This window comes from Streptomyces sp. IMTB 2501, from assembly GCF_001953885.1.
Taxonomy (GTDB): Bacteria; Actinomycetota; Actinomycetes; order Streptomycetales; family Streptomycetaceae; genus Streptomyces.
On the sequence record NZ_MQUS01000004.1, the window covers coordinates 1 to 23,860 of the forward strand.

General features: G+C 73.0%; 18 protein-coding genes and 3 pseudogenes. 11 read left to right on the top strand and 10 right to left on the bottom strand.

Annotated features, from left to right (window positions below; genetic code table 11):
* Positions 1–116 precede the first annotated feature (116 nt).
* Positions 117–365 (bottom strand): hypothetical protein, encoded by a 249-nt coding sequence (locus AV521_RS48600; RefSeq protein ID WP_143658587.1) that lies wholly within the window; start codon positions 363–365, stop codon positions 117–119.
* 497 nt (positions 366–862) lie between these two features.
* Here AV521_RS48600 and AV521_RS08480 point away from each other — a divergent pair, with 497 nt between their 5' ends.
* Positions 863–1,981, top strand: a complete 1,119-nt coding sequence (locus tag AV521_RS08480; RefSeq protein ID WP_076085859.1) for an RICIN domain-containing protein — start codon at positions 863–865, stop codon at positions 1,979–1,981.
* Positions 1,982–2,064: 83 nt separating this feature from the next.
* On the opposite strand, the pseudogene AV521_RS08485 reads toward AV521_RS08480, so the two are convergent.
* A pseudogene (locus tag AV521_RS08485) lies at positions 2,065–2,406 on the bottom strand (transposase); the annotation flags it as partial.
* Between the two features lie 322 nt (positions 2,407–2,728).
* Here AV521_RS08485 and AV521_RS08490 point away from each other — a divergent pair.
* Positions 2,729–3,166, top strand: a complete 438-nt coding sequence (locus AV521_RS08490; RefSeq protein WP_076085862.1) for a phage tail protein — start codon at positions 2,729–2,731, stop codon at positions 3,164–3,166.
* A 495-nt stretch (positions 3,167–3,661) separates the two neighbouring features.
* Here the strand turns inward: AV521_RS08490 and AV521_RS08495 are convergent.
* A pseudogene (locus tag AV521_RS08495) lies at positions 3,662–4,258 on the bottom strand (IS5 family transposase); the annotation flags it as partial.
* 670 nt (positions 4,259–4,928) lie between these two features.
* On the opposite strand from AV521_RS08495, the gene AV521_RS08505 reads away from it, so the two are divergent.
* Positions 4,929–5,693: a VOC family protein gene (locus AV521_RS08505; RefSeq protein ID WP_076085868.1), complete on the top strand. Its 765-nt coding sequence runs from the start codon at positions 4,929–4,931 to the stop codon at positions 5,691–5,693.
* A gap of 171 nt (positions 5,694–5,864) precedes the next feature.
* Here AV521_RS08505 and AV521_RS08510 read toward each other — a convergent pair whose 3' ends face one another.
* The gene (locus AV521_RS08510; RefSeq protein WP_076086674.1) at positions 5,865–6,566 is read right to left on the bottom strand and encodes a MarR family winged helix-turn-helix transcriptional regulator; all 702 of its coding nucleotides are present in this window, start codon (positions 6,564–6,566) and stop codon (positions 5,865–5,867) included.
* Between the two features lie 26 nt (positions 6,567–6,592).
* Positions 6,593–8,275, bottom strand: coding sequence for an FUSC family protein (locus AV521_RS08515; protein ID WP_076085871.1), 1,683 nt, complete (start codon positions 8,273–8,275; stop codon positions 6,593–6,595).
* Positions 8,276–8,477: 202 nt separating this feature from the next.
* On the opposite strand from AV521_RS08515, the gene AV521_RS08520 reads away from it, so the two are divergent.
* The 4 genes and pseudogenes from AV521_RS08520 (at position 8,478) to AV521_RS08535 (ending at position 11,511) form a co-directional block, all read left to right on the top strand.
* Positions 8,478–9,107, top strand: a complete 630-nt coding sequence (locus AV521_RS08520; RefSeq protein ID WP_076085874.1) for a DUF5134 domain-containing protein — start codon at positions 8,478–8,480, stop codon at positions 9,105–9,107.
* Between the two features lie 299 nt (positions 9,108–9,406).
* A pseudogene (locus AV521_RS08525) lies at positions 9,407–9,898 on the top strand (M56 family peptidase); the annotation flags it as partial.
* Positions 9,899–10,283: 385 nt separating this feature from the next.
* A complete protein-coding gene (locus tag AV521_RS08530) occupies positions 10,284–10,769 on the top strand; it encodes a phosphatase PAP2 family protein (RefSeq protein WP_305965150.1) in 486 nt (161 codons plus the stop codon).
* Between the two features lie 10 nt (positions 10,770–10,779).
* Positions 10,780–11,511: an HAD family hydrolase gene (locus tag AV521_RS08535; RefSeq protein WP_076085877.1), complete on the top strand. Its 732-nt coding sequence runs from the start codon at positions 10,780–10,782 to the stop codon at positions 11,509–11,511.
* On the opposite strand, the gene AV521_RS08540 is transcribed toward AV521_RS08535, so the two are convergent.
* Complete coding sequence (locus tag AV521_RS08540; RefSeq protein WP_076085881.1) at positions 11,499–11,753, bottom strand: DUF2630 family protein; 255 nt, start codon at positions 11,751–11,753, stop codon at positions 11,499–11,501. The genes AV521_RS08535 and AV521_RS08540 overlap by 13 nt on opposite strands.
* Positions 11,754–12,262: 509 nt before the next feature.
* Between AV521_RS08540 and AV521_RS08545 the strand changes: the two genes are divergently transcribed.
* Positions 12,263–12,931, top strand: coding sequence for a TetR/AcrR family transcriptional regulator (locus AV521_RS08545; RefSeq protein WP_076085884.1), 669 nt, complete (start codon positions 12,263–12,265; stop codon positions 12,929–12,931).
* A 24-nt stretch (positions 12,932–12,955) separates the two neighbouring features.
* Here the strand turns inward: AV521_RS08545 and AV521_RS50585 are convergent, their stop codons facing one another.
* Positions 12,956–13,828 carry a DUF6214 family protein gene (locus AV521_RS50585; protein ID WP_305965151.1) on the bottom strand — a complete coding sequence of 291 codons (873 nt, stop codon included), beginning with the start codon at positions 13,826–13,828 and terminating at the stop codon, positions 12,956–12,958.
* 64 nt (positions 13,829–13,892) lie between these two features.
* Here AV521_RS50585 and AV521_RS08560 point away from each other — a divergent pair, with 64 nt between their 5' ends.
* Together AV521_RS08560 and AV521_RS08565 are read left to right on the top strand one after the other, a co-directional pair.
* Complete coding sequence (locus AV521_RS08560; protein WP_076085887.1) at positions 13,893–15,227, top strand: FAD-dependent oxidoreductase; 1,335 nt, start codon at positions 13,893–13,895, stop codon at positions 15,225–15,227.
* Positions 15,228–15,368: 141 nt separating this feature from the next.
* Positions 15,369–16,712, top strand: a complete 1,344-nt coding sequence (locus AV521_RS08565) for a nucleobase:cation symporter-2 family protein (RefSeq protein WP_076085890.1) — start codon at positions 15,369–15,371, stop codon at positions 16,710–16,712.
* Between the two features lie 142 nt (positions 16,713–16,854).
* Here AV521_RS08565 and AV521_RS08570 read toward each other — a convergent pair whose 3' ends face one another.
* Entirely contained in the window at positions 16,855–17,211 is a 357-nt protein-coding gene (locus AV521_RS08570) for a helix-turn-helix transcriptional regulator (RefSeq protein ID WP_076085893.1), read from the bottom strand.
* A 132-nt stretch (positions 17,212–17,343) separates the two neighbouring features.
* On the opposite strand from AV521_RS08570, the gene AV521_RS08575 reads away from it, so the two are divergent.
* A complete protein-coding gene (locus AV521_RS08575; RefSeq protein WP_076086677.1) occupies positions 17,344–18,423 on the top strand; it encodes an NADH:flavin oxidoreductase/NADH oxidase in 1,080 nt (359 codons plus the stop codon).
* Between the two features lie 106 nt (positions 18,424–18,529).
* Here AV521_RS08575 and AV521_RS08580 read toward each other — a convergent pair whose 3' ends face one another.
* Together AV521_RS08580 and AV521_RS52235 are read right to left on the bottom strand one after the other, a co-directional pair.
* Positions 18,530–22,819, bottom strand: a complete 4,290-nt coding sequence (locus AV521_RS08580) for a cation-translocating P-type ATPase (RefSeq protein WP_076085896.1) — start codon at positions 22,817–22,819, stop codon at positions 18,530–18,532.
* A gap of 10 nt (positions 22,820–22,829) precedes the next feature.
* A complete protein-coding gene (locus AV521_RS52235; RefSeq protein WP_305965152.1) occupies positions 22,830–23,504 on the bottom strand; it encodes a hypothetical protein in 675 nt (224 codons plus the stop codon).
* Positions 23,505–23,860: the final 356 nt, after the last annotated feature.

Sequence of the window (23,860 nt, forward strand, 5' to 3'; positions counted from 1 at the left end):
CATCAATGAGTGGCTGTGACCAGCACTCTCGAAACACGCCCTAGCACGTCCGGCGGATTGGCGTCGTGTGGTCGCCCCACTGAGCACCTCAGCTCAGGCGCCTATGACGCGGGCAGTCATCGGTTGATTGGGAGGGGCAGTCCCAGTGCGTATGCGGTCGTCACCACATGGCCCTCTTTATCGACGATCTCCGCATAAAGCGCCGCGTGGCCGTCTCCCCCAAGCAGGAAGGTGCTTCGCGTGTCGAAGCTGAGGCGGGTTGGTGCTCCAAGCTGCACACCAACGATCGGATCAGCATGGGCGGGGACAGCCAGAGCGCCCAGAAGTGCGGCGGCTCCGAGGGTGACGGCGGCGGCACGACGCATGATATGCCTTCCCGGTAGGCGTACTTGGTGCCGCAGTTGATGCCCAACCCTTGCCGACACACGCGCGGTATCACCCGAAGGAAGCTCAGACGGAACAGCTGTACGGCTTGCCCCGTATGACTGCCCCGCGACTCGCCGGACGTGCCCGAGGCAGCGTCCGACGGGTCCAGCGCTAGAGCCTGTCCGACGGGTCAGGCGATCGCCTGCGGCCGCCAGCAGAACGCAGGCCGGAATCGCCCTTGCTGGTGACGTACGAGCCATGGCAGGCAGCTGGTGGGCTTGGGGCAACGTGCTGTGGTGCCGACGAGACCGGCTGTCTTCATGCAGGTCGTATGGCCGAGCACAGCGGCTGGATCGCACCCTAGACGTTCTTCATCGTGAGCGATTGACTCGGTCTCCGCTGAAAGCACCCAAAGCAGCGCCTTGTCCGGGCATGCCGGAGATGCGTCTGTTGATGCGGTGAGGCCAGTTCCTTCCGAAGGCGAGAGGTGATCGCGATGGCACGTATCCCGGCCGGCAGGTCATACCGGATCAAGAACCAGCGGAGCAGTCTGTACCTCAACGTCGCCGGCTACAACCAGGACGAGTCCGCGCACCTTGAACAGTGGCACCTCCAGTCCGGCCAGAACCGCATGAGCCAGGTCTGGCACGTCTTCCCGCTGGACTTCGGCAAGTACCTGCTGGCCAACAAGGCCAGCGGCTTCGTCGTGAACATCCGCGGGAACAGCACCGAACCGCTCGCGCCAGCGGAGCAGTACCGCCTCCAGCAGACGGACGCGCGGCCCGCCCAGCAGTGGCTGCTTCGCGATGCGGCCAGCGGCACCTTGGAAGTGATCAACGACAAGAGCCAGTTACTGCTGACCGTCGGGCGCCACACCTCGAATCCGTCGGACAGTGTCGCGCAGTTCGGCGTGGTCAGTGGTGATCCCACCGCCTCTCCCGCCTCTCAGCGGTGGCATTTCGAGGTCGAGGACGAGTACAAGCCCGTGCTCGACCTTCCCGACATCCCCGACGTCGGGATCGGTGACATCCACCGGATGACCAGCTACCAACCGACACCTTCCACGAAGACCGAAGAGGTTGAGGTCGCGACGATGGCCTACCCCTTCCCGCTGGTCAAAGACCCCGCCTTCAACCGTCAGCGGCAAGCCCGGGAGAACCCTTACTACATCCTGCGCCGATACGGCTTCTGGGAGCGGATCTACTCCTACGAACACGGCGGCGCCTCGGACTACACCCACACCGAGGAGACGACCGTGGGTCTGACGACCACCAACGCCAGGACCGTGGAGGAGACCACCACCATCTCGGTCACGGCCGAGGCCAGCTTCGGCTTCAAGGGCTTCGGCGCGTCGCTCAGCTCCACGATCAGCCACGAGCTGAAGGTCGTCACCACCCACGAGGAGGTGAAGAGCCACTCCAGGAAGGTGACGATTGAGCGGAATTACCAGGCCGGCAAGCGGGTGACCGAGGCGATCTGGTACCGCTGCGACAAGTACGTTCTCGAACGTCTCGACGGGTCCGAGGTCCTCAGCTGGACCACCCGCGACCCCAACACGTCCATCGCCGACGCGTACCCTCCCCAGGCTCTCGAATCCAGCCCGGAACAGCCCTGACCGCACATCCTGGACCCGTGGCTCTTTCCCTGCACAACAGTGAAAGGTGCAGCCCGTGGCTCCGGGGACCGTCCGGCAGATCGTCACCGGATCCACAGCCGAATTGATACCAGGGTGACCGTGCCGTGGAATACGTATGCTCTTTTGTCGTATCGGGTGGCCACGGCACGGAATCCCTTGAGCGCATTGACGGTGCGCTCGACTTCGTTCCTGCGGGCATATCTGTTCCGATCGAAGCCGGCCGGGCGTCCGCCCCGGCTTCCACGCCGTTGAAGATTGGCCCGTTGGTCCCGGCGTTCGGGGATCGTGTGCCGGATCTGCCGTCGCCGCAGATAACGGCGGTTGCGGCGGGAACTGTACGCTTTGTCGCCGCAGACGTGGTCCGGGCGCGTTCTCGGATGCCCGCCGGCGGGGCGAGGGACACGGTGGCTACGTAGGCGAGAACGGAGAGCGCTTGTGGCTGAGCGGGAAGAACGCTCCTGCGCCGTGGATGCCCGAAATGTTGACGAGAACTGGGAACGCCAGTCGGCGTGTCGGACTGTCTCGTATTCAGGCTCAGCCGTGTTCGGTGGCACGAGCTATCGCATGCTTACGGATGTGCACAAGACGTTCCAGGCAGGCGGCCGCGATGACGCAAGGGGCGGTCAAAACGTAGTTGGTGCGCTTGTTCGAGTTGGTGTCCCTCAAGGGTGGGTAGTGATCGCAAGATCACTGGCAGCAGCCAGGCGGACACAGAGAGGAGCAGCCGTGACACAGGCCGGAAAGCGGGTCGACCCGTTCACCTTCACCCTGGAGATCGACGGACTGTCGGGCTCGCACGGTTTCTCGGAGTGCAGCGGGGCCAACACCGAGCAGGACGTGATCGAGTACCGCGAGGGGAACATGGACAGCTCGGTCATCAAGCTCCCGGGGCTGAAAAAGTTTGGTGACATCACGCTCAAGCGCGGCTTCACCACCAACCGCGAGCTCTGGGACTGGCGGCGGAACGTGCTGGAAGGCACGGTGACCCGCCGCAGCGGCCGCATCACGTTCAACGACGAGGCCGGCAAGCCGACGGTGCGGTGGAAGTTCACCAACGCCTGGCCCAAGCAGTACACGGCACCCTCACTCAGCGGAACCTCCACCGAGGTCGCCGTCGAGGAGCTGGTGCTGGTCGTGGAGACCTTCGAGCTGGACGCCGAGTAAGCACCGCCGCACACCGGCCGACCCCGCTGGGCACAGACCGGGTTCACTGAGGACACCCGGACACCGGAGCCCCCGCGAAACGAGCATCACCGCTTACCCGCGTCCATTGAGCGCCACCACCCCGGCGCCAGCGAGCGCGGACCGAGGAGCACCTCGCGGCCCGGGCCCGGCCGAGCCTGGCCCCGGCGGGTCGGACCGGGCGTGGGAGCGGTGCCGGAAGGCTTTCCCGAGCACGCTGGTGGTCCTGGTCGGCACTGCGGCCGCCAGGGTAGGCGCAGTGGCGGACCGACCGAGCCGACCGGGCGCGAACCGCGCCAACGTCCTCTGACCAGGTGGCTGGCAGAGCGAACCGCTTGGCGTTTTCTTCCGCGAGAACTACCGCGATCCGCTGACGGCGGCCTGGCAGGCTCCCCTCGTCATGCGACGCACAGCGATCGGACCAAAGCAAGCGCCCAAGCGCTTCCAGAACTCGGCGACATCAGTCTTCTGCAGAACGGGGCGTTCTTGTCGCTGAGCCACAAGCGCTCTCGGAACTCGCCGACAAAGCCAGACACGGATACGGTCCAGGACAGGGATCATCTGCGGGGCGTCACCCCACTGCCCGGGGGTGACCAGGACGGCCAGCGGACGGCAGCCGCCGTCGCCCGCCAGGTGAATCTTGGTGGTGAGCCCGCCGCGTGAGCGGCCGATCGCCTCGTCGGGCCGGTGATGGACGGGCCGACTGCGTCGGCCTGGTATCCGCGCCGGGCGCTGGCGGGCCCCGGCAGCGTGCTGGTGAGCGCAGCATGATGTGGAATCGACGCTGACCATGGACCAGTCGATCCGGCCTTCAGTATCGGCATCGGCCTGAACAGCCCGCAGGAGCCTGTCCCACGTGCCGTCAGCCGACCACCTCCGATGCCGGTCATGGCAGGTCTTCCACTTCCCGAACCGCGTAGGGAGGTCCCGCCAGGGGATACCGGTCCGCTGCCGGAACAAGATCCCGTTGATCACCGTGCGGTGACACACCCACCGCCCGCCCCGTCCCGCGTTCTTCGGTAAGTGCGGCTCAATCCGGGCCCACTCCCGATCCGACAGATCGCCACGCCCCACATTGGCCGGAACGACCCAGGCACCGTTCGGTCACACGACCCGTCGGACACGCCTTAGATCCACTTCTGAAACACGCCCTAGTGCCGCGGCAGGCAACGTTTGCCCGTCAAGGAGCGGCGTGCGGTGGGTGCGGTCGGTGTGCCGGCCGGAGACCGTACCCGATGGGCTGGGCGTCCGTGGGCTTTCGGCTCGGTGTGGCGAGAGGGCGTGCCGGGCGTCGCGACGGGGCGAACGTCGCCTGCCAGGGCACTCGGGTTCGGGCGTCCGTCACCCGCGGCGGACCCGGTCCGCGGCCGGTGTGCGGCGTCGAAGCAGAGCCCGGTGCTCAGGATGTCGTGCAGCGGTGCGAACCGGTTGATCGTGGCGGCGACCATGAGACCTCCCGGCCGTACCACCTGGTGCGCTTGGGCCCACGTCGAGGATCCGGGACGGAGCAGGCGGCAGGAGCCTCGCGGGACATCCTGGGTGCGTCCCTGTCTCCCGGGCCGGCGAGGGTGCATGGGGCCCTCGGTTTCCATGGCCGGAACTGCGCGCACTCCGGGCCGCGTCGGCAAGCGGTGTCCGGGCCCGCGGGGAGCGCCCCGGATGGCCGTGGCGGGAAGCCGGGGTTAGCGTGCCGGGAGACGTTCCTGGGCGCTGCGGCGGCCCGACCCGGCCGGAAGGAACCGTGATGAAGTTCGACAAGCCGGTGACCGGCGGACCGTGCTGGACCGAGCTCGGGACCAGCGATCTGGAGGGGGCCAAGCGCTTCTACACCGAGCTGTTCGGGTGGCGGCCGGATACCGATCCGCGGAAGGAGGCCGGCGGGTACACGGTGGCGCACCTGGGCGACGCGGCGGTCGCCGCGCTCACCCCGCTGTACCAGGAGTCCCAGCCGGTGGCGTGGAACGTCTCCTTCGCGGTGCCGGACGCGGACGCGGCGGTACGACGTGTGGAGGAGGCCGGCGGGACGGTGATCCTCGGCCCGATGGACGTGTTCGACGTGGGCCGGTTCGCGGTGGTCCTCGACCCGACCGGCGCGGTGTTCCAGCTCTGGCAGGCGCGGTCCTTCCCGGGCGCCGGGCTGTTCAACGCGCCCGGCTCCCTCGGCTGGGTGGAACTGGCGACCCGGGACACCGAACGGGCACAGGACTTCTACACCACGGTGTTCGGCTGGAGCGTCAACGCCTCGGAGTGGTACACGCAGTGGGGCATCGACGGCGACGACTTCGGCGGCATGACCGACATGGGCGACCGGTTCCCGCCCGAGGTACCGCCGCACTGGCTGCCGTACTTCGCGGTGGCCGACGTGGACGCGACGGCCGAGGTCGCGCAGAGCGCGGGCGGTGCCGTCGTGCTGGCCCCCGTCTCGGTGCCGGACGGGCCGCGTATCGCGGTGCTGCGGGATCCGCAGGGCGCCGCGTTCGGGGTGCACCGGGCCGGCGAGGAGGGCTGAGACGTCCAGGGTGCACCCGGGAGCCGGGGGGCTGAGGCCCGGGTTTGCCTTCGTGCGCGCTAACGTCTAGGGCGACCGCTGGGCCGACATCGGGGACCGCCGGTCCGCCGGTCGCCGTACGGCCCACGAGGTCCTCTGAGCGGCCTCCCGGCACCCGCTCGACGCCCTCGCCTACGCCCGCAGCGCCCCCATTCTGCCCTCCAGACGGCCGAGCAACTCGGCGAGCAGACCCGCGAGTTCGCCTTGGCCCTCGGGCTCCAGTACGGACAGTACAGAGGTCTCGTAGGCGAGTTGCTCCGGGAGGATGCCGTCGACCAGCTCACGGCCGGCGTCGGTGAGACGGAGGTGGGCGACGCGGCGGTCACGGGTGTCGCCGCGCCGTTCGACGAGTCCGCGTTCCGTCAGCTGCTTGAGCCGCTTGGTGACGGCGGCCCCGGAGGAGAAGGTCTCGCGTGCCAGCTCCCCCGGGGTCAGCTCGTGACCGGTGCGGCGCAGCGCGCCCAGCAGGTCGAACTCGGGACGGCTGAGCCCGGCCCGGCGCAGCGGCGCGTCCTCGGCCTGCTGGAGCAGCGCGGCACAGCGGTTGATCCGTCCGATGACTTCCATGGGCCCGGTGTCCAGCTCGGGGTGCACGGCCTGCCACTGCCGGACGACGGCGGCGACGGTGTCCTGGCGGACGGCGGTGCGGGTGTCCGTGCCGGGGGCTGCACCGGTCGCGGCTGGGCCGCTGTGCTGTGTTCGCCTGCCGGCCGTGGCGTCGCTGTTGCCCGGTGGTGTGTCGGCCGCCGGCGTTTCGGCGGCGGGCCCGCGGCCATGCGCCGGATCCGAGCCGGTCTCCCCCGCCTCCCCCGCCTCGCCGGCCGCGTCGTCCACCGGCGCCCGTCCGCCGTTCGTCGCCCTCATGGCCGTATGCCCTCCGTCTTCCTGCCCTGGTCCTGGCCCTGGTCCTCGTCCTGCTCCCGCGGTACGAAGCCCTGGCGTCGTACCGTCGCCGCGAGCGTACGGTGTCCGGTCTGTTCGGCGAGGACGACCCGCTCCTCGGGCAGGGCACGTTGCCACCACTCGCCGGACGCGGCGTCGGCCGTGGCGCGCAGGTCGGCCAGCGCGGCGGCGAGGGAACGGCGGGCGGACTCCAGGTCGCGGGGTGCGGGGTGCGGCTCGGCCAGCAGCCGGGCGGCGTTCTCGTGGGCGCGTTCCGTGCTGGTCAGGGCGTGTTCGAGGCGGTCGCCCGCGCGCCGGTTGGTGACCGCGACGGCGGCGGCGAAGCCGACCAGGGCGCCGACGAGCGTGTCCGCGACCCGCTCGGTGATCAGCTCGGACGGGTTCTGGGCGCGGGCGAACTCGGTGACGAGGAGGGCCATCGGGGTCACACAGACGCTGCCGAGCCAGTAGTTGCGGCCGATCAGCGCCTCGGCGCCGAAGTTGAGGGCGAGGCAGCACAGCACCAGGGCGGCCGGGTGGAGATGGGCCAGCGGGGCGAGGGCGGCGAAGGCGAGCACGCCGAGGACGTTGCCGACGACGCGCTGGATGCCGCGGCTCCAGGTGAGCGTGACGTTGGCCTGGTAGAGGGAGGCCGCGGTGACCAGCGCCCAGTAGGGGCGGCCGACGCCGAGCGCGAGGGAGGCACAGCCGGCGAGGGCGCAGCCGACCGCGGTGCGCGCGGCGAGCGGGGCGAGGGGGGCCAGGCGGTGCCGCAACGGCCGTCGCGGCAGGGCGAGTTCGGTGTCGACGCCGAGGAGTTCGTCGACGGACTCGCGCGGGAACTCGACGCGCGGTATCCGCCTGGTGCCGCGCAGTTCGAGGGCCCAGCCGCGCAGCCGTACGGGGTCGGATTCGGCGGGCGCGGCGAGGGCGACCTCGGCGCGCACGAGGAGCCTTTCGAGGGCGCGCCGGGTGCGGTCGGGGCGGGTGCCGGCAGCGAGCAGGGACTGCCAGGCGGCGTGGATCGCGGCGGCGCTCGCGGCACGGGCCCGGGAGTGGCCGTCGGCGGTGCCGCGGGTGTCGGCGTACGCGGCGACGGCGTTCAGGGCCTGCGCGGTGGCGCGGCGCTCGGGGCCGTGCGGGCGGAGCAGTCCGGGCGCCATGCCGACCAGCCAGGCCCAGGCACCGGCCCCGAGGGCCAGCCCGATGTGTCCGGGCACCTGGCCGAGGGTCTGCGGCGCGAACAGCGAGGCGGAGCTGATGAAGGTCAGGACCACGTTCCCGGGTGGTCCGAGCCGGGTGGCGTCGGACACGGTCTTCTGGACGGCCGCCATGACGGCACCGACGGTGACGAGGACGGCGGCGTCGGTCGTGAGCGACGCGGCGAGCAGCGAGACGGCGAGGCCGCCGACCATCCCGAGCACCACCCAGGCCAGCACACGGGCCCGGGCGGCGTAGGGCCGGTTGTGGCCGTAGAGCGCGCACAGCGATCCGGCCATCGTGTACATGGCGAGGTCGAGGCGGCCGAGGGCCAGCAGGGTCAGGTTGGGCGGGGCGACCGCGGCGACCACGCTCAGCGCGGGCTTGAACCAGATGCCGGAGGGCCGCCCGAGGCGGAGCACTCCGGCGAGGGGAAGTCGGTGGCGGGTGGCACTGCTCATAGCATCAATTTAGCACATGTTTTACTAGTAAAACGTATGCTGCGGATGCGTTCCCGCACTCGCTGCCCAACTCGCCGCCGAGAGCGCACTCACCTGCCGTGCTCCGCCGAGTGCTCCCCATGTACACCCTTGCGCTCGCGTGCGCTCCGCCCGGCGTGGGCATCGGAACCCTCGACCGACCGTCGAGCGGGGAGGTGCGCGCGTGCACGGACCGGTGTCGGCAGCGTGGCTGCTGGTCGCGCTCTGCACGGCGACCGGCACCTACTGCCTGCTGCGGATGCGCAGCGGTGTCGAGGAGCAGCGCCGGTCCGCGGGCGGCGAGGCGCTGATGGGCTTCGGCATGGCCGTGATGGCCGTACCGGCGGCGGTGTTCGCACCACCGCGGTGGGCGTGGCCGGTGTACGCGGCGGTGTTCGGCGCGGCGGCACTGCGCGCGCTGTGGGCCGCGCGCGCCGCCCCTCATCATCTGCACCACCTCGTCGGCGCGTCCGCGATGGTCTATATGGCAGCGGCCATGGCCGTGACCCCGCCCGGCCCGCACCACGCGCACGACGGCACCGGGGTGCCGGTGCTGACCGGGGTGCTGCTGGTGTACTTCGCGGGTTACGTGCTGCTCGCCGGCGCCCGCCTGGTGCCGGCCACAGTCGCGACCACCGGAAGCGGCTCCGGAACCGTGACCGGGGCGGGAGCCGTGACCGAGGTGCGAGGCACAGCGCGAGCCGGGGCCGGGATCCGGGCCGGAGCCGCCGGCTGGGGTGACCGGCCGGAGCTGGCACGGGCCTGCCGGCTGTCCATGGGGATCGGCATGGTGGCCATGCTGATGACCATGTGAGCGGGCCTTGGAGGCATGGCCGCGATATCACTCACCAGCCGGGCGGACCACGGGGAGTTGACGGGGGCACCGCTCCCCCGGTGAGCGGGCCACGGGCGCGTTGCGTGCGTCCCTTCGCCCGCGCGGACCGTACCCGTGAGCGGCCTCGCGCTCATAACGTGCTGACCATGCTGGTCCCCGTGACCCTGCTGCTCGACGCGCTGACCGCCTTCGTCGCCCTCCAGAGGGGTACCCCGCCCACGCCCAGAGGGCGACGACCGGTTCGCGGTCCGGCCGGTCGGCGCGGGCTGGCGGGGCCGGAGGACGAGCGCCCCGACGCCTGGTCGCTGCGCGGTACGGCACCGCGGCCGGTCATCACGACGGCCGCGTTGCCCGCCTGACAGGACGTCAGCCGGACGCACCGCTGCACATGAGCAGGGTCATGCGCAGACCCGGCACGGCCGGCTGCCGCACTGCTCGGCGGCGCCGGCGGCCGGGTTCCCACAGGTGCCGGTGCTCGCTGCGTTCCGCGACGAGACGCATCGGCTGGTCGAGCCGGTCGCCGACGACATGGCGTCCCGGCGCCTCGGCCGGCTGACGACCACGCCGCGCTGGTCGAACTCGAAGAGGAACGGGGCGTGTTCGGGCCCTGGCCCACCCCGCAGGCCCATGTGCCGCAGCGCGTGCACCGGCTGCTGGCTCTCCCGGACCGGCTCCCGGCACGGCGCCGGCCGCGGCTGACGGCGGTGGCGTCGCTGATGCCGGTGCCTTTGGTGCTGGCGGCTCTGGTTCCCGGTTTGCGGGCGCCCGGCCGAGGCCAACGGCACGGTGAACCGTGCGGCCGGCCGGATGGTGACCACGCGGCCGCCGGCCGACGGCCGCCGGCCGACGGCCGACGCGCCGCGCACGGCGTCCTCGCCGGACCCGGCGGACGGTGGCCACGAGGCGCCCGGGGCGACAAAGATCGCGGCATGCGCCGCAGCCCCGACCCGCCTCGGCCGCGCCCTTCGACGGTTCGCACCGCGGCCCCCCTCGCCGCCGCCCCCGGCGTGTGCCGCACTCCGCTGTCGGTCCCCGTCGTGACCGACTGGGAGCCGATGCTCACCGTGGACGGCGCCCTCTCCCGCACGACCCACCGCTGGGCCGTCCACGACCGCGCTCTCACACACAGGTCTTCCGGGTGCTGACGGGCTGGGTGTGGGACCCGCCGACCATGCGCCGCGCCTGGTGTGCGCGGCCGTCGCGGTGTGGCTGGTGCGGCGACGCGGCGCCTGGTGGACGGCGCTGCGGCTGATGGTCACCGTGGCCCTGTCGGCGCTCGTGCAGCAGACGGTGAAGGGCGCCGTCGACCGGTCTCGCCCGGTGTGGCCGGACCCGGTCGACTCCGCCCGCTACGCAGCCTTCCCGTCCGGCCACTTCGTGACGGCCACCACGGTGCGCGGGCTGCTGCTGCGACTGGCGCACCGCTTCGGCGCGGGCCGCGCCCGGCGGCGTACGGCCGTGGCGGTGGCCGTGGTCTCGGTGGTGGGCGTGGGTGTGACCCGGGTGTGGCCGGGCGTCCACCGGCCCTCGGACGTGCTCGGCGGCCGGCTGTTCGGGGCGCTGGTGGTGGCGCCGGCCGTGGCGGTCCACGAGTGGCCGCGGACCGGGCGGCCCGACAACGCCGGTGCACCACCCCGATAGGGTCGGACGCATGACTGCCGTGCTGTTCGACTTCTCCGGGACGCTGTTCCGCGTCGAGTCCACCGAGTCCTGGCTGCGTGCGGTACTGACCGAGACGGGGAACACCCTGCCCGAGCCTGAACTGCAGGCAACCGCAAGGGCTTTGGAGGCCGCCGGCGCCCTGCCCGGCGGCGCGTCACCGGTGGAGCTGCCGACGGACCTGGCCGGGGTCTGGGCCGTGCGGGACGAGAGCGCGGAGCTGCACCGGGCCGCCTACACGGGCCTGTCCCGGCAGGTGCCACTGCCCGATCCCGCGCTGTACGACGCCCTGTACGAACGGCACATGACCCCCGCCGCCTGGGCCCCGTACCCGGACGCCACCGAGGTGCTGCGCATCCTGCACGAGCGCGGAGTCGGCGTGGGCGTGGTCAGCAACATCGGCTGGGATCTGCGCCCGGTGTTCCGCGCGCACGGGCTCGACCGGTATGTGGACGCGTATGTGCTGTCGTACGAGCACGGGGTGCAGAAGCCGGACCCGCGGCTGTTCTCGGTCGCCTGCGCGGCGCTGGGCGCCGATCCGCGGCAGGTCGTGATGGTGGGTGACAGCAAGGAGGCGGACGGCGGCGCGGCCGCGCTCGGCTGCCGCGTGCACTACGTCGACCACCTGCCGGTGACGGACCGGCCTGACGCACTACTGCCGGTGCTGAACCTGGCGGGCCCGGGACCGGAAAGCCTCCGGTCGCGGAGCCGTCAGCCCCGGTAGCCCTCGACCTGGGTGGCGGAGCGCACCTGTGCCTCGTCCGGGTTCCCGCCGAACTCGGTCTTGGCGCGGCGCTGCCGCAACAGGTCCCAGCACCGGGCGAGTTCACGCTCCAGTTCGCCCAGCCGCTCCTGCTCGGTGGGACTGTCGATCCGGCCCGAGGCCAGCGCCTCGCGGAGCCGCCGCTCGTCCTCGACCATTTCTGTGATCCGGCTCAGGATCCGCTGGTCCTGGTCCTGGTCCATGACCGCCCGCCTCCTCGCCTCGGCACCGGTGCCCACTCTAGTGCCCCAACAGGCAACGTTCGCCCCTGTCGCGACGCCGGGCACGCCCTCTCGCAGCACCGGCCGAAAGCCCAAGTGCGTCCAGTACGAGGCCTTCCGGCCGGCACTCCCCCAGCCTTCGGCCGAGGACCCCCAGAGCACGCACCGGACGCCGCTCCTTGACGGGCGAACGTTGCCTGCCGGGGCACCAGGGAGACGGCGGCCGGTGTGCGAGACCAAGGGGACGGACGCCTGGCGGGACGCGTGGCCCAAGGCGGCTCGGGGACCGCCGGGCACGGCACCGGGAGCGCGGCGGCAGCCATGGGAAAGGCCTCACCCGCGTGTGAAAAACGCTCGCCCCCGCGCCGTCCGCCTGAGACGATCCCCCGCGTCGCCCCAGACGGACGGCAGCTCTTGACAGGCCCGCGCATGGCGACGCCCGCTGCGTTGAGTATAGTTGGCTGGCAGCCAGTCAACGCAGGAGTTTCAGGATGTCCCCGCGCAGCGCCTCGGTCAATGAAGAGTTGCGGCGACGTTCCCGGGAGCGGCTGCTGCAGGCCGCGGTGGAACTGGTCGACGAGCGCGGCTTCGAGGCCACGACACTGGGCGACATCGCGGACCGGGCCGGTTCGGCGCGCGGACTGGTGTCGTACTACTTCCCCGGCAAGCGCCAGCTGGTGCAGTCCGCCGTGCACCGGCTGATGCACCGCACGCTGGAGGAGGCGCTGGAGCGGGAGCCGCAGACCGAGGACGGCCGGGAGCGGCTGGCCCGGGCCATCGACGCGATCCTGGGCCTGGCCCACGACCGCCCGGTGCTCATGCGGCAGCACATGGCGGGGCTCTTGCAGGCGGAGGGCTTCGTGCAGTGCCCGGAGCAGCGCCGGCTGTCGGAGCTGCTCAGCGACACCGTCGCCAGGTACGGCTCCGAGGATGTCACCGCCGACTATCCGATGCTGCGGGCTCTGCTGATGGGTGCTGTGTACGCGGCGCTGATCCCGGGGGTGGCGATGCCCGTCCCGGTGCTGCGGGCCGAACTGTTCCAGCGGTACGGACTCGACCGGGAGGCGGGGGTGCCGCCGGAGAGCGATTCGGGCGAGGAGTCGCGGAAGCGGGATCTGTCCCGGTTCTTCGCCACGGAGGAGCGCCCGAGCGGCCCCTGAGGACCGATCGAGCCTCAACTCGCCTCAGCTGCGACGCGCATGACGTGGCGTCAGAAAACCGTCGTCCCGCGCCTGGGCGATCATCCTGAGGGAGCGGCGGCGGCTGCGTCCGGTCGCGGTCATCACGGCGAGCACCGGGTCGACGCCGCCCTGCTGTGCGGCACGGTACTCCCGTGCGACGAGCCGGCGGCCCTCGATGCCACGCGGCCAGCCCGCCCAGGCACGCCGGGGACCGACACCGAGCGCGATCTCCGCTGCGCCGCGGGCTTCCGGTTCGCAGCGTCCGTCCGGAGGCTCGCCTTCGTACAGCCTCTCCGGACGCTCATCGTCGCCCCGCCCCACCGGCCGCTCACCTTCGCGCCGCTCTGCCGAGTCGCGGGCTTCCGGTGCCTGTCGCTGCCCCGGCGGCTCGCATTCGGGCCGCTCCTCCAGGCACTCGTCCTCAGGCCGCCACTCCGGCCCCTGTCCCTCGGGCCGCTCACCCTCGGGCCGCTCTGCGGGGCGTTCGTCGCCGTCGTCCGCGCACGACCGCACCGGGGCCACCCCGCAGGATGCGAACAGGGGGCCCTCGATCCAGTTCGCGAGTGCCGTGAGGTCGGCGAGGGACAGGGCGGGCTGCGCGGTGACGTCCTCGATGGACACGCATCCGTTGTGCAGGACGGCCAGGGCGTCGACCCGGGCGCCGTCGGGGAAGGCCAGTCGGACCTGGAACCAGGAGGTGGTGCCGCAGTGCTCCCGCACCTTCCACGCGGGCCACACGGACACCGCGCCGTCCTCCGCGTTTCGATCGGAAAGATTAAGCAAGGATGCTTCTAGCACACACGCAACGTAACCGCATGATCGCACTCCATACGAACGGACACGCGTCGGGGTCACCCCGCCGGACCCTGCCGCCATGGGCCAGGGGATGCAATGCTGGAGCCGTCCGCACACCACCCTCCTTCGGGCAAGGAGTACCGCTGTGCTGCGTGTCGCCGTCGTCGGTTCCGGGCCGAGCGGGTGTTACACCGCCCAGAGCCTGGTTCAGGGGGATGCCGAGGTGTGCGTGGATGTCCTGGACCGGCTGCCGTGCCCGTACGGCCTGGTCCGGTACGGCGTCGCCCCGGACCACGAGAAGATCAAGTCCCTGCAGGGCAGTCTCCGTACGGTGCTGGAGCACGAGCGGGTGCGGTTCCTCGGCGGCGTCCGGGTGGGCGGCCCCGGCGGGCTGCCGGTGGAGCGGCTGCGGGAGCTGTATCACGCGGTGGTGTACTGCGTGGGCGCCGCCACCGACCGACGGCTGGGGATACCGGGCGAGGAGTTGCCGGGCAGCTGGTCGGCGACCGACTTCGTGGCCTGGTACAGCGCGCATCCGGACGCGGCCGACGCGGACTTCCTGCGCGGGGTGCGGTCGGCCGTCGTCATCGGCGTGGGCAATGTGGCGGTGGACGTCACGCGGATGCTGGTCCGGGGTGCCGCGGAGCTGCGCCCGACGGACATCCCGCAGGCCGCGCTGGACACGCTGACGGCGAGCGGGATCAGCGAGGTGCACATGGTGGGCCGGAGGGGTCCCTCGCAGGCCCGCTTCACCACCAAGGAACTGCGCGAGCTGGGCGGGCTGCCCGGTACCGAAGTCACCGTCGATCCGGCCGACTTGGCGCTGGACCCGGCCGACCCCGCCACGCTCCCCGCCGTGCAGCGCCGCAACCTCGAGGTGCTGCGCGGCTGGGCCGCCCGGCCGCCGGCCGAAGCCGCGCGGCGGATCGGGCTGCGGTTCTATCTGCGCCCCATGGAGTTCCTCGCGGACGGCGGCCGGGTGGGCGCCGTGCGTTTCGAACGGACGGCGCCGGACGGGCACGGCGGAGTGACGGGCACGGGCCGGTTCGAGGAGGTGCCCGCCCAGGTGGTGCTGCGCTCGGTGGGCTATCGCGGAGTGCCGCTGGACGGGCTGCCGTTCGACGCGGTGAGCGGTACGGTGCCGAACGCGGCGGGGCGCATCGTGCGCGACGGCGTCCCCTCCCCCGGCGAGTATGTCGCCGGGTGGATCAAGCGCGGCCCGACGGGTGTCATCGGCACCAACCGCCCCTGCGCCAAGGAGACGGTGGCCTCGCTGCTCGCGGATGCCCCCGCGCTGCTCGCCCGGCAGGTGCCGGAGGATCCGCTGGCGGCGCTGCGGGCGGCCGGGATCGAACCGGTGCAGTGGTCGGGGTGGCTGGCGATCGAGCGGGCCGAGGCCGCACTGGGGGCTCGGCTGGGGCGGAGCGTGGTCAAGCTGGCCGACTGGGACGCGCTGCTCACGGCGGCCCGGTCGGCGTAGGCCTGGTGGCCAGGGATTTCCCAGCAGTCCGGTGGGCATGACACACAGCGGCAACAGACCGGAAATCAACAAACTGTTCAAGCCGCTTACGGTCTCGTGCTGTTCGGATGTCCCTTCCCGCCCGGCACCGTTGGAGTCCCCATGGCCACCACCGCAGACGTCCATCCCGTCGACGAGATGCCGCCGGTGCGGCAGTTGGCCGCCTTCGGGCTGCAGCATGTGCTCGCGATGTACGCGGGTGCGGTCGCCGTGCCGCTGATCGTGGGCGGCGCGATGAGGCTGTCGCCCGCCGACCTTGCGTATCTGATCACGGCCGATCTGCTGGTGTGCGGTATCGCGACGCTGATCCAGTGCGTCGGCTTCTGGCGGTTCGGCGTCCGGCTGCCGATCATGCAGGGCTGTACGTTCGCGGCCGTGTCGCCGATGGTGCTCATCGGGACGACCGGCGGCGGACTGCCCGCGATCTACGGCTCGGTGATCGTCGCGGGCCTTGCGATCATGCTGCTGGCGCCGGTCTTCGGCCGACTGCTGCGGTTCTTCCCTCCGCTGGTGACCGGCACGGTGATCTTGATCATCGGGGTCTCGCTGCTGCCGGTCGCGGGCAACTGGGCGGCGGGCGGGGTCGGCGCGAAGGACTTCGGGGAGCCGAAGAATCTGGCGCTGGCCGCGTTCGTGCTGCTGGTCGTGCTGGGCGTGCAGCGGTTCGCGCCCGCCGCCCTCGGCCGGATCGCCGTCCTGATCGGCATCGGGGTGGGCCTGGCGGTCGCGGTGCCGTTCGGGTTCACGGACTTCAGCGGGGTCGCCGACGCGGACTGGGTGGGCATCAGCACGCCGTTCCACTTCGGGACTCCGGACTTCAAGGCGTCCGCGATCGTGTCCATGCTGGTGGTGGCACTGGTCACGATGACGGAGACGACCGGTGACCTGATCGCGGTGGGCGAGCTGACCGGCCGGAAGGTCGAGCCGGGCTCGCTCGCCGACGGGCTGCGCGCGGACGGTCTGTCGACGGTGCTGGGCGGGGTCTTCAACACCTTCCCGTACACGGCGTACGCGCAGAACGTGGGCCTGGTCGGCATGACCCGGGTGCGCAGTCGCTGGGTGGTCGCGGCGGCGGGCGGGATCCTGGTGCTGCTCGGGCTGCTGCCCAAGCTGGGCGCGGTGGTCGCGGCAGTCCCGGCGCCGGTGCTGGGCGGGGCCGGGCTGGTCATGTTCGGCACGGTCGCGGCGAGCGGGCTGCGCACACTGGCCCGGGTCGGCTTCAAGGACAACCACAATCTGACCGTGGTGGCCGTCTCGGTGGCGGTCGGCATGCTGCCGGTGGGCGTGCCGACGGTCTACGCGAAGTTCCCGGACTGGTTCCAGACGGTGATGAACAGCGGCATCAGCGCGGGCTGCCTGTCCGCGATCGCACTGAACCTGCTCTTCAACCACCTCCCCTCAAGGGCGGGTTCGCAGACCGTGACCGAGACGGAAGGGGCCGTCTAGGTCGTCCGTCGGTAGCGGTACGGGGTACCGGCTGAGCCCCTCCGGCGGTCGGCACCCACCGCCACGCCGTTTACCCCGGTCCCGCGAGCAGGAGGTGCGGGCCCGTCCGGCGGCGACGCCCGGCCCTGCCGGGCGAGTTGAATCAGCTGCCGTCGCCGAGGCGGGCGGACTGTCGTGCCGCGGCGGCGAGGACGGTGTCGAGCAGCTCCGGGAAGAGACGGTCCAGGTCGTGCCGGCGCAGGGCGTTCATCTTGGCCGTGCCGCGGTAGGCCTGCCGGACGACCCCGCTCTCGCGCAGCACCCGGAAGTGGTGCGTGGTGGTGGACTTGGTCACCGGCAGGTCGAAGTGGGAGCAGGGCAACTCGGCCTTCGCGGTGGCCAGTTCGCGGACGATCTGAAGTCGCATCGGATCGGAGAGCGCGTGCAGCACGGTCTCCAGGCGGATCTCCTCCGGCTCCGGGTGCGGCAGTGCGCGGCCCGTGGTGGCGGTGTCGGTCACGGCGGCTGCCCTTCGTCGCGGAACTCGTCGGCCATAACCATTGTACGAGAGGCGTCGTAGTTTGACACACCTCGTAGTACGAGGGTTATCGTACGAGTCGACCCAGCGGTCCCGTGACGAATGGAGTCCGTCGTGAGCGCGCTCTTCGAGCCCATCACCCTGCGTGAACTGACCATCCCGAACCGGGTGTGGATGCCCCCGATGTGCCAGTACTCGGCCGAGCCGGAAGGGCCGCTCGCCGGCGCCCCGAACGACTGGCACCTCGCGCACTACGGGGCGCGTGCCACGGGCGGCACCGGCCTGATCATCGTGGAGGCCACCGCGGTCTCGCCGGAGGGCCGGATCTCCCCGTACGACCTCGGCCTGTGGAACGACACGCAGGTGGAGGCCTTCCGCCGGATCACCCGCTTCCTGACCGCCCAGGGTGTAGTGCCGGGGATCCAGCTGGCCCACAGCGGACGCAAGGCGTCGACCGAGCGCACCTGGAAGGGCGGCGCGCCGGTCGGTCCGGAGGCGCACGGCTGGCAGCCGGTCGCCCCGAGCGCGGTGGCCTTCGACGAACGCCACCCCGTACCCACCGAGTTGACGGTGGAGCAGATCCAGGAGGTCGTCGGGCAGTTCGCCGCCGCGGCGCGCCGGGCGCTCGCCGCCGGCTTCGAGGTCGCCGAGGTGCACGGCGCCCACGGCTACCTGATCAACGAGTTCCTCTCCCCGCACTCCAACCAGCGCACCGACGCCTACGGCGGTTCGTACGAGAACCGCACCCGGTTCGCCCTGGAGGTCGTGGACGCCGTACGGGCGCAGTGGCCCGCGGACAAGCCGGTGTTCTTCCGCGTCTCGGCCACCGACTGGCTCCAGGACGGCGGCTGGACCGAGGAGGACACGGTCCGCTTCGCCCGCGATCTGCACGCCCACGGCGTCGACCTGCTCGACGTCTCCACCGGCGGCAACGCCTCCGGTGTGACCATTCCGGCCGGGCCCGGCTACCAGGTGCCGTTCGCCGCCCGGGTGAAGGCCGAGACCCCGCTGCCGGTCGCCGCCGTGGGGCTGATCACCGAGGCCGAGCAGGCCGAGAAGATCCTCACGAACGGCGAGGCCGACGCCGTCCTGCTGGGCCGCGAGCTGCTGCGCAACCCGTCCTGGGCCCGGCACACGGCCCGCGAGCTGGGCGGCGAGGTCAGGGTGCCCGACCAGTACCACCGCGCGGTCTGAGCAGGCCGGTCCCGCAGGCCGGCCGTCTCCTTCGGACGACGGGACCGAGCGGGCGCACCCGACGGCTGCCCGGGGCCGCCCGCTCCCACGGACGGTGGCCCGCCCGTCAGCCCGGCAGCAGCCGGCCGACCGTCTCCTCCAGGCGGGGCAGCACCCGCTGCCCCGCCGGCGCCAGGGCGACCGCCGCCAGGACCCCGGCCCAGGCCACCGGACCGAGCGGGGTGCACCCGACGGCGTGGCTGACGCCCGGGGTCTGCACCACCGCGACCAGCGCCAGGGCGGACCCCAGGCAGGTCACCTGCACCAGACGGCTCTCGCGCCGGTCCAGCAGCGTCTGCACCAGCTGGGCGCCGACCACCGCGCACAGCGCCATCGTGCTGGAGCGGCGCGCGGTGCCGGGGGTGAAGCGGCCGATCAGCCATGCCGTCACCGCGCCCAGGCAGGTGGTGAGTGCCCGGTGCCGGATCTGCCGGAGCAGGGGCGCGCCGAGGACGGCCGAGGCGTCCTCGGGTGATCCGATGCGGACGCGGGCCGTGCCCGGCTCGTCGGCCTTCTCGGTCACCGCCACCGCCATCGACGGGAACAGGTCGGTGAAGAGGTTCACCATGAGCATCTGCCGGGTGGACAGCGGCGCCCGGCCGGACAGCAGCGTGCCGAGGATGCCGAAGCCGACCTCGCCCCCGTTGCCGCCGATCAGGATGGCGATGGCGTCGGCCACGCTGTGCCACAGGGCCCGGCCCTCACCGACCGCGTCGATCAGGACCGTCAGATCCTCCTCGTCGGTGAGGACGATGTCGGCGGCGTTGCGCGCGGCGGCCGAACCGCGCGCGCTGATGCCGACCCCGATGTCGGCCGCGCGGATGGCCGCGGCGTCGTTGGCACCGTCGCCCACCATGCCGACGACCCGGCCCGCGTCCCGCAGTGCCTCCACGACCTGCAGCTTCTGCTCGGGCGCCACCCGCGCCACCACGCCCGCGTCGCGCAGCATCCGGGCTCGGGCCGCCCGGTCCGCCGCCGCCAGCTCGTCCCCGGTGACCACGACGGTGTCCTCGGGCCAGCCCAGCTCGGCGGCGACGGCCCGCGCGGTCTGCGGATGGTCGCCGGTGAGCATGACCGGTCGTACGCCCGCCTTGTGCAGCCCCTCCACCAGCGCCGTGGACGTCTCGCGCGGTACGTCGGACAGGGCGAGCAGGCCGGTGAACTCCAGCTTCCGCAGCGGCTGTTCGAGGATGTCGGCGGCCTCCCCCGCGTCCTCCTGCTCGTCCGCGCCGAGCCGCCGTTCGGCCACCGCCAGCACCCTGAGGCCGTTCCCGGCCAAGGTCTGCGCGGCCTCGGAGGCGTGTGCGGGAAGTCCGAGGCAGGCGGGCAGCACGGTCTCCGGGGCGCCCTTGACCACGAGCACGAGCGAGCCGTCCCCGCTCCGGCCGACGGCGGCGGCATAACCGCGCGCCGCCTCGAACGGCAGGTCGGCCACCAGTGTCCAGTCCGGGTCGGGGCCTGCCGCGGCCAGCACGGCCTCGTCGGTGGCGTGCACCGGCTGCTCCGCACCACCGTCAGGCTGCGGACTGGCGCGGGCGGCGGCCCGTACGGTCGCGGCGGACCCCGTGTCGTCCACCGCGCGGACCGTGCCGTCCGCGTCACACGTGCGCACCAGCCTCAGCCGGTTCTCCGTGAGGGTGCCGGTCTTGTCGAAGCAGATGGTGTCCATGCGGCCCAGCGCCTCCAGAGTGCGCGGGGTGCGGACGAGGGCACCGCCGCGGCTCAGCCGCCGGGCGGCCGCCAGCTGCGCGACCGTGGCCACCAGCGGCAGCCCCTCCGGTACGGCCGCCACGGCCACCGCCACACCCCCGCTGACCGCCTCCCGGATCGCGGTGCCGCGCAGCAGCGCGAGGCCGGTCACCGCGGCGCCGCCCACCAGGGTCAACGGCAGTGCCTCGCGGGTGAGTTCCCGCAGCCGGGCCTGCACGCCACCGGCCGGGGGTGTGCGGGCGGCGAGGTGGACGGCGCGGGCGGCCTCCGTGCGCTCACCGGTGTCGACCACCACGGCCCGGGCCTGGCCCGCCGCCACGGTCGTACCCTCGAAGACCATGCAGCGCCGGTCGGCGACCGGGGCGTGCGGGGTCGGGTCCGTCTGCTTCTCCACCGGCAGCGACTCGCCGGTCAGCGCCGACTCGTCGACCTCCAGGCCGTCCTGGCACAACAGCCGGGCGTCGGCGGGTACCACGTCGTCCGCCTTCAGCTGGATCACGTCACCTGGTTGCAGCTTGCCCGCGTCCACGGTGCGCGTACCGCCGGCCGGTGCCTCCTCCTCCGGTGGCACCAGGCGTGCCTTCTTCTGCTGCTCCTCGCGCAGTCCGGACAGCGCCTGTTCGGCGCGCAGCCGCTGGACGCCGCCGACCAGGGCGTTCAGGTCGAGCGCGCCGACGACGAGCAGTGCGTCCACGACGGAGCCGAGGATCGCCGACGCCGCCGAGCCGACCGCGAGGACCGGGGTGAGCGGGTCCTGTAGTTCACCGCGTACGGCCCGGGCGAGCTGGTAGGACCAGCGCACGGGCGCCGCGACCGGGTGCCGGGCGACACCGGCGGCGGCTTTGCGCGTGCGGGCGGTCAGCGCCTCGAACGCCCCGGCCTCGTCGGCCGGTTCGTGCTCCAGCCGCTCCTGGGCCTGCTCGGGGTCCAGTTCGTGCCAGTGCACGCGCGGACGCGGGTGCGGGGGCCGGGCCGCCGCCACGCCGAGCGCGGCGCGTACCCCGGACAGCAGGGCGGTCGCGGCGCCGATGTCGACGGGCGCGTGCCGCAGCCCCGGCAGAGCGGCCAGGCGTCCGTGGCCGCCGCCGGACTCGCCGACGGCCACGAGCAGACCGGAGAGCGCGGCGCCGGAGCGGGCGAGGGTCTGGGCGTGCCGGCCGACCGTGCGGGCAGCCGGGATGGCCGTCAGTACGCGCCACACGTCGGGCAGCCCGTGCAGAGCCAGGATGTCCGCGCCCCAGACCACGGCGCCCTCGCGGTCGGTCAGGGCGAGGGCGATGTCGGCGGCGCGCAGCCCGGCCAGGACGTCGCGCTCGTCGGCCGTGCGCACCCGGGCGACGGCGAGTACCGCGCCCGCGTCGCCGCGTGCCTCGTACACCACGTCGTCCAGCGGCCGGCGCGCGTCCACGACCTGGTCGGCGAGGCCGGTGAAGTCCTCCAGGGCGGGGTCGTCCACGAGTACGACCCTGAGCCCCGCGCGGCGGGCCGCGTCCAGCACCGGCTCGGCCCACGGGTCGGCCTCGCCCTCGTCGGTGCGCAGCACGCTCGGGTGCAGGACGACCGTCCCGGCCAGCTCCAGCCGGCGCAGCCGGTCCGGGGCGCGGACCAGCACGCCGGTGCGGGCGAGCGCGGCGCTCAGCAGCGCGTGGAAGGCGGCGGGGCCGTAGCGGGCGGCCTTCGGCGAGCCCGCGAGGATCGCCTCGGCCGCTTCGGTGCCGTCGTGCTTGACCAGCAGGGTGGCCGCGGCGCCCAGCACACTGCCCGCGGCGGCGTGGTCGGCGTACTCCTGGGCCGGTGTCTCCGGCAGCGGCGGCCGGGGAGCGCCGTCCGCCGGGAGGCTGACGCGGCCGGGCGCGCACAGCTGGTCGTGTACGGCGTCGAAGGCGGCGGCACGCGCCACCGTCTCGGCCACCTGGCAGGCCCGCAGGACGGCGTCGAGCAGGAGGGAGGCCGGGGTCTGCCCGGCGCCGTGGACCGCGGCGTTGACGCAGGCCAGCACGAGGTCCGTGCGGGAATCCCCGAGCCGGGCACGCAGCCAGGCGCGAAAGCCCGGGTTCTCCCGCAGCAGGGTCACCACCGCGGTCGCGGCGCGCGGCGAGGGCGGCAGCCGCAGCGCGCAGGCGGTGAGCGCGGCGGCGATGCCCATCCCGTCGGCGGCGAGCGTGGCCACGGCCGCGCGCACCCCGGCCGGGTCGGCCGGATGCGTGGTCTCGTCCACGTCCCCGCCGGACAGTGCCAGCCCGTGCCGCCCGGCCAGGTCGGCGGCGTGCGCCACGACCCGTTCGGCGGCCTCCTCGCCGGTCGCCGTCACCACCAGACGCGCGAGCCCCTGGTCCCAGTACGCGGCCAGCACGTCGGGCCGCTCGGCCAGCGTCTTCGCCACCCGGCGCGCCAGCTGCGCCGTACCGCCCGCGCGCCGGACCCGCTCCCGCACCACGGGTCGCAGCGCCAGATGGGCACGGGCACCGGCCCGCCAGTGGTCATCGGCGCCGGGCAGCGCGTTGCGCGCGACCCGCGCCACTCGTACGGCGGCGTCCGCACCGCGCACTCCGGCACGCGCCGTACCCGCGGCGGCACCGGCGGCCATGCCGACCGCAGGCGCCAGAAGCCGCACGGCTCCCAGGGGTGCCGTCAGCAGCCCGACCATCACGGCCCCCTCAGAGCGTGGTGCGGTCGGGCCGCGCCGTGGGACCCAGCGGACCGGTGGACGCCTTGCCCGCGGAGCCTTCGGTGCCGCGGGTGGTCCGGGCGGTACCGGATGCCTTGGTGCCACGGGACGACCGGCTGCCTCCGGGGGTCCGGCCGCTGCGGGGCGTCCTGGTGCTTGCGGAGGCGCGGCAGCCGGAGGCCGGGGTGCCGGCAGATGCCCTGGCGCCGGCGGACGACCGGCTGCTTCGGGACTTCCGGCTGCCTCCGGAGGTTTCGGCACCGCCGGACGCCTCCGCCCTCGCCGCCCCACCCGTGTCGCCGGCGCCCCCGGAGCCGCTGCCGTGGCCCGACCTGAGGTCCGCGGTGCCGAGGTCGTGGGCGGCTTCGGGGCCGTGCGCGGCCGTGTTCCCGCCGTCGGCGGGATGTTCGGGCCGCGGCTGGGTGAGCCAGGCCACGGCCGCGCCGGTGAGGGCGACGGGCCACTCGACCACGCCCACCGCACCGAGCACTCCGGCCCCGGCGTACACCGCGATGCGCCGCCCGCGGGGCGAGACCGCGCCGACCTGGTCCAGGGTCTCCGCCGCGGCCCTGCTCACCATGGAGCCACCGGGCACCCTGCGCAGTGCTGAGGCCGCGCCGCGCAGGGGTGCCGTGAGGTCCGACGACGACTTCTGCTCAGCCATGACTCTCCTCGGGTGAGATCGCCTTACGCACCTCACCGAGTGCCCGCCACCACGCTGGTCATCCGCCGTTTCGCCCCGCAGTCCCCCCGATTCCAGGGAGCGCCACAGACCTCCCGCTTCCCGGGAACCCCTAAGAACCTCGCCCGTCACCGCAACGCGTGCGCGCTCCCCGCTCGGGACGACACCGGAACGGCCGCCGGCCGCCCTCCACGCCGGGCGCGGGCCGCACTTGCCCCGAGGGCTGCCGGGTCCGCGCCTCGGCCGCCGTCGCCGCGGGCCACAGCCCCGGCCCTCTCGTCGCCGACCCGCCTGCGCGCGGTGCTCCGCACCGGGTCTCCCAGGGCGCCCGGGCCGCG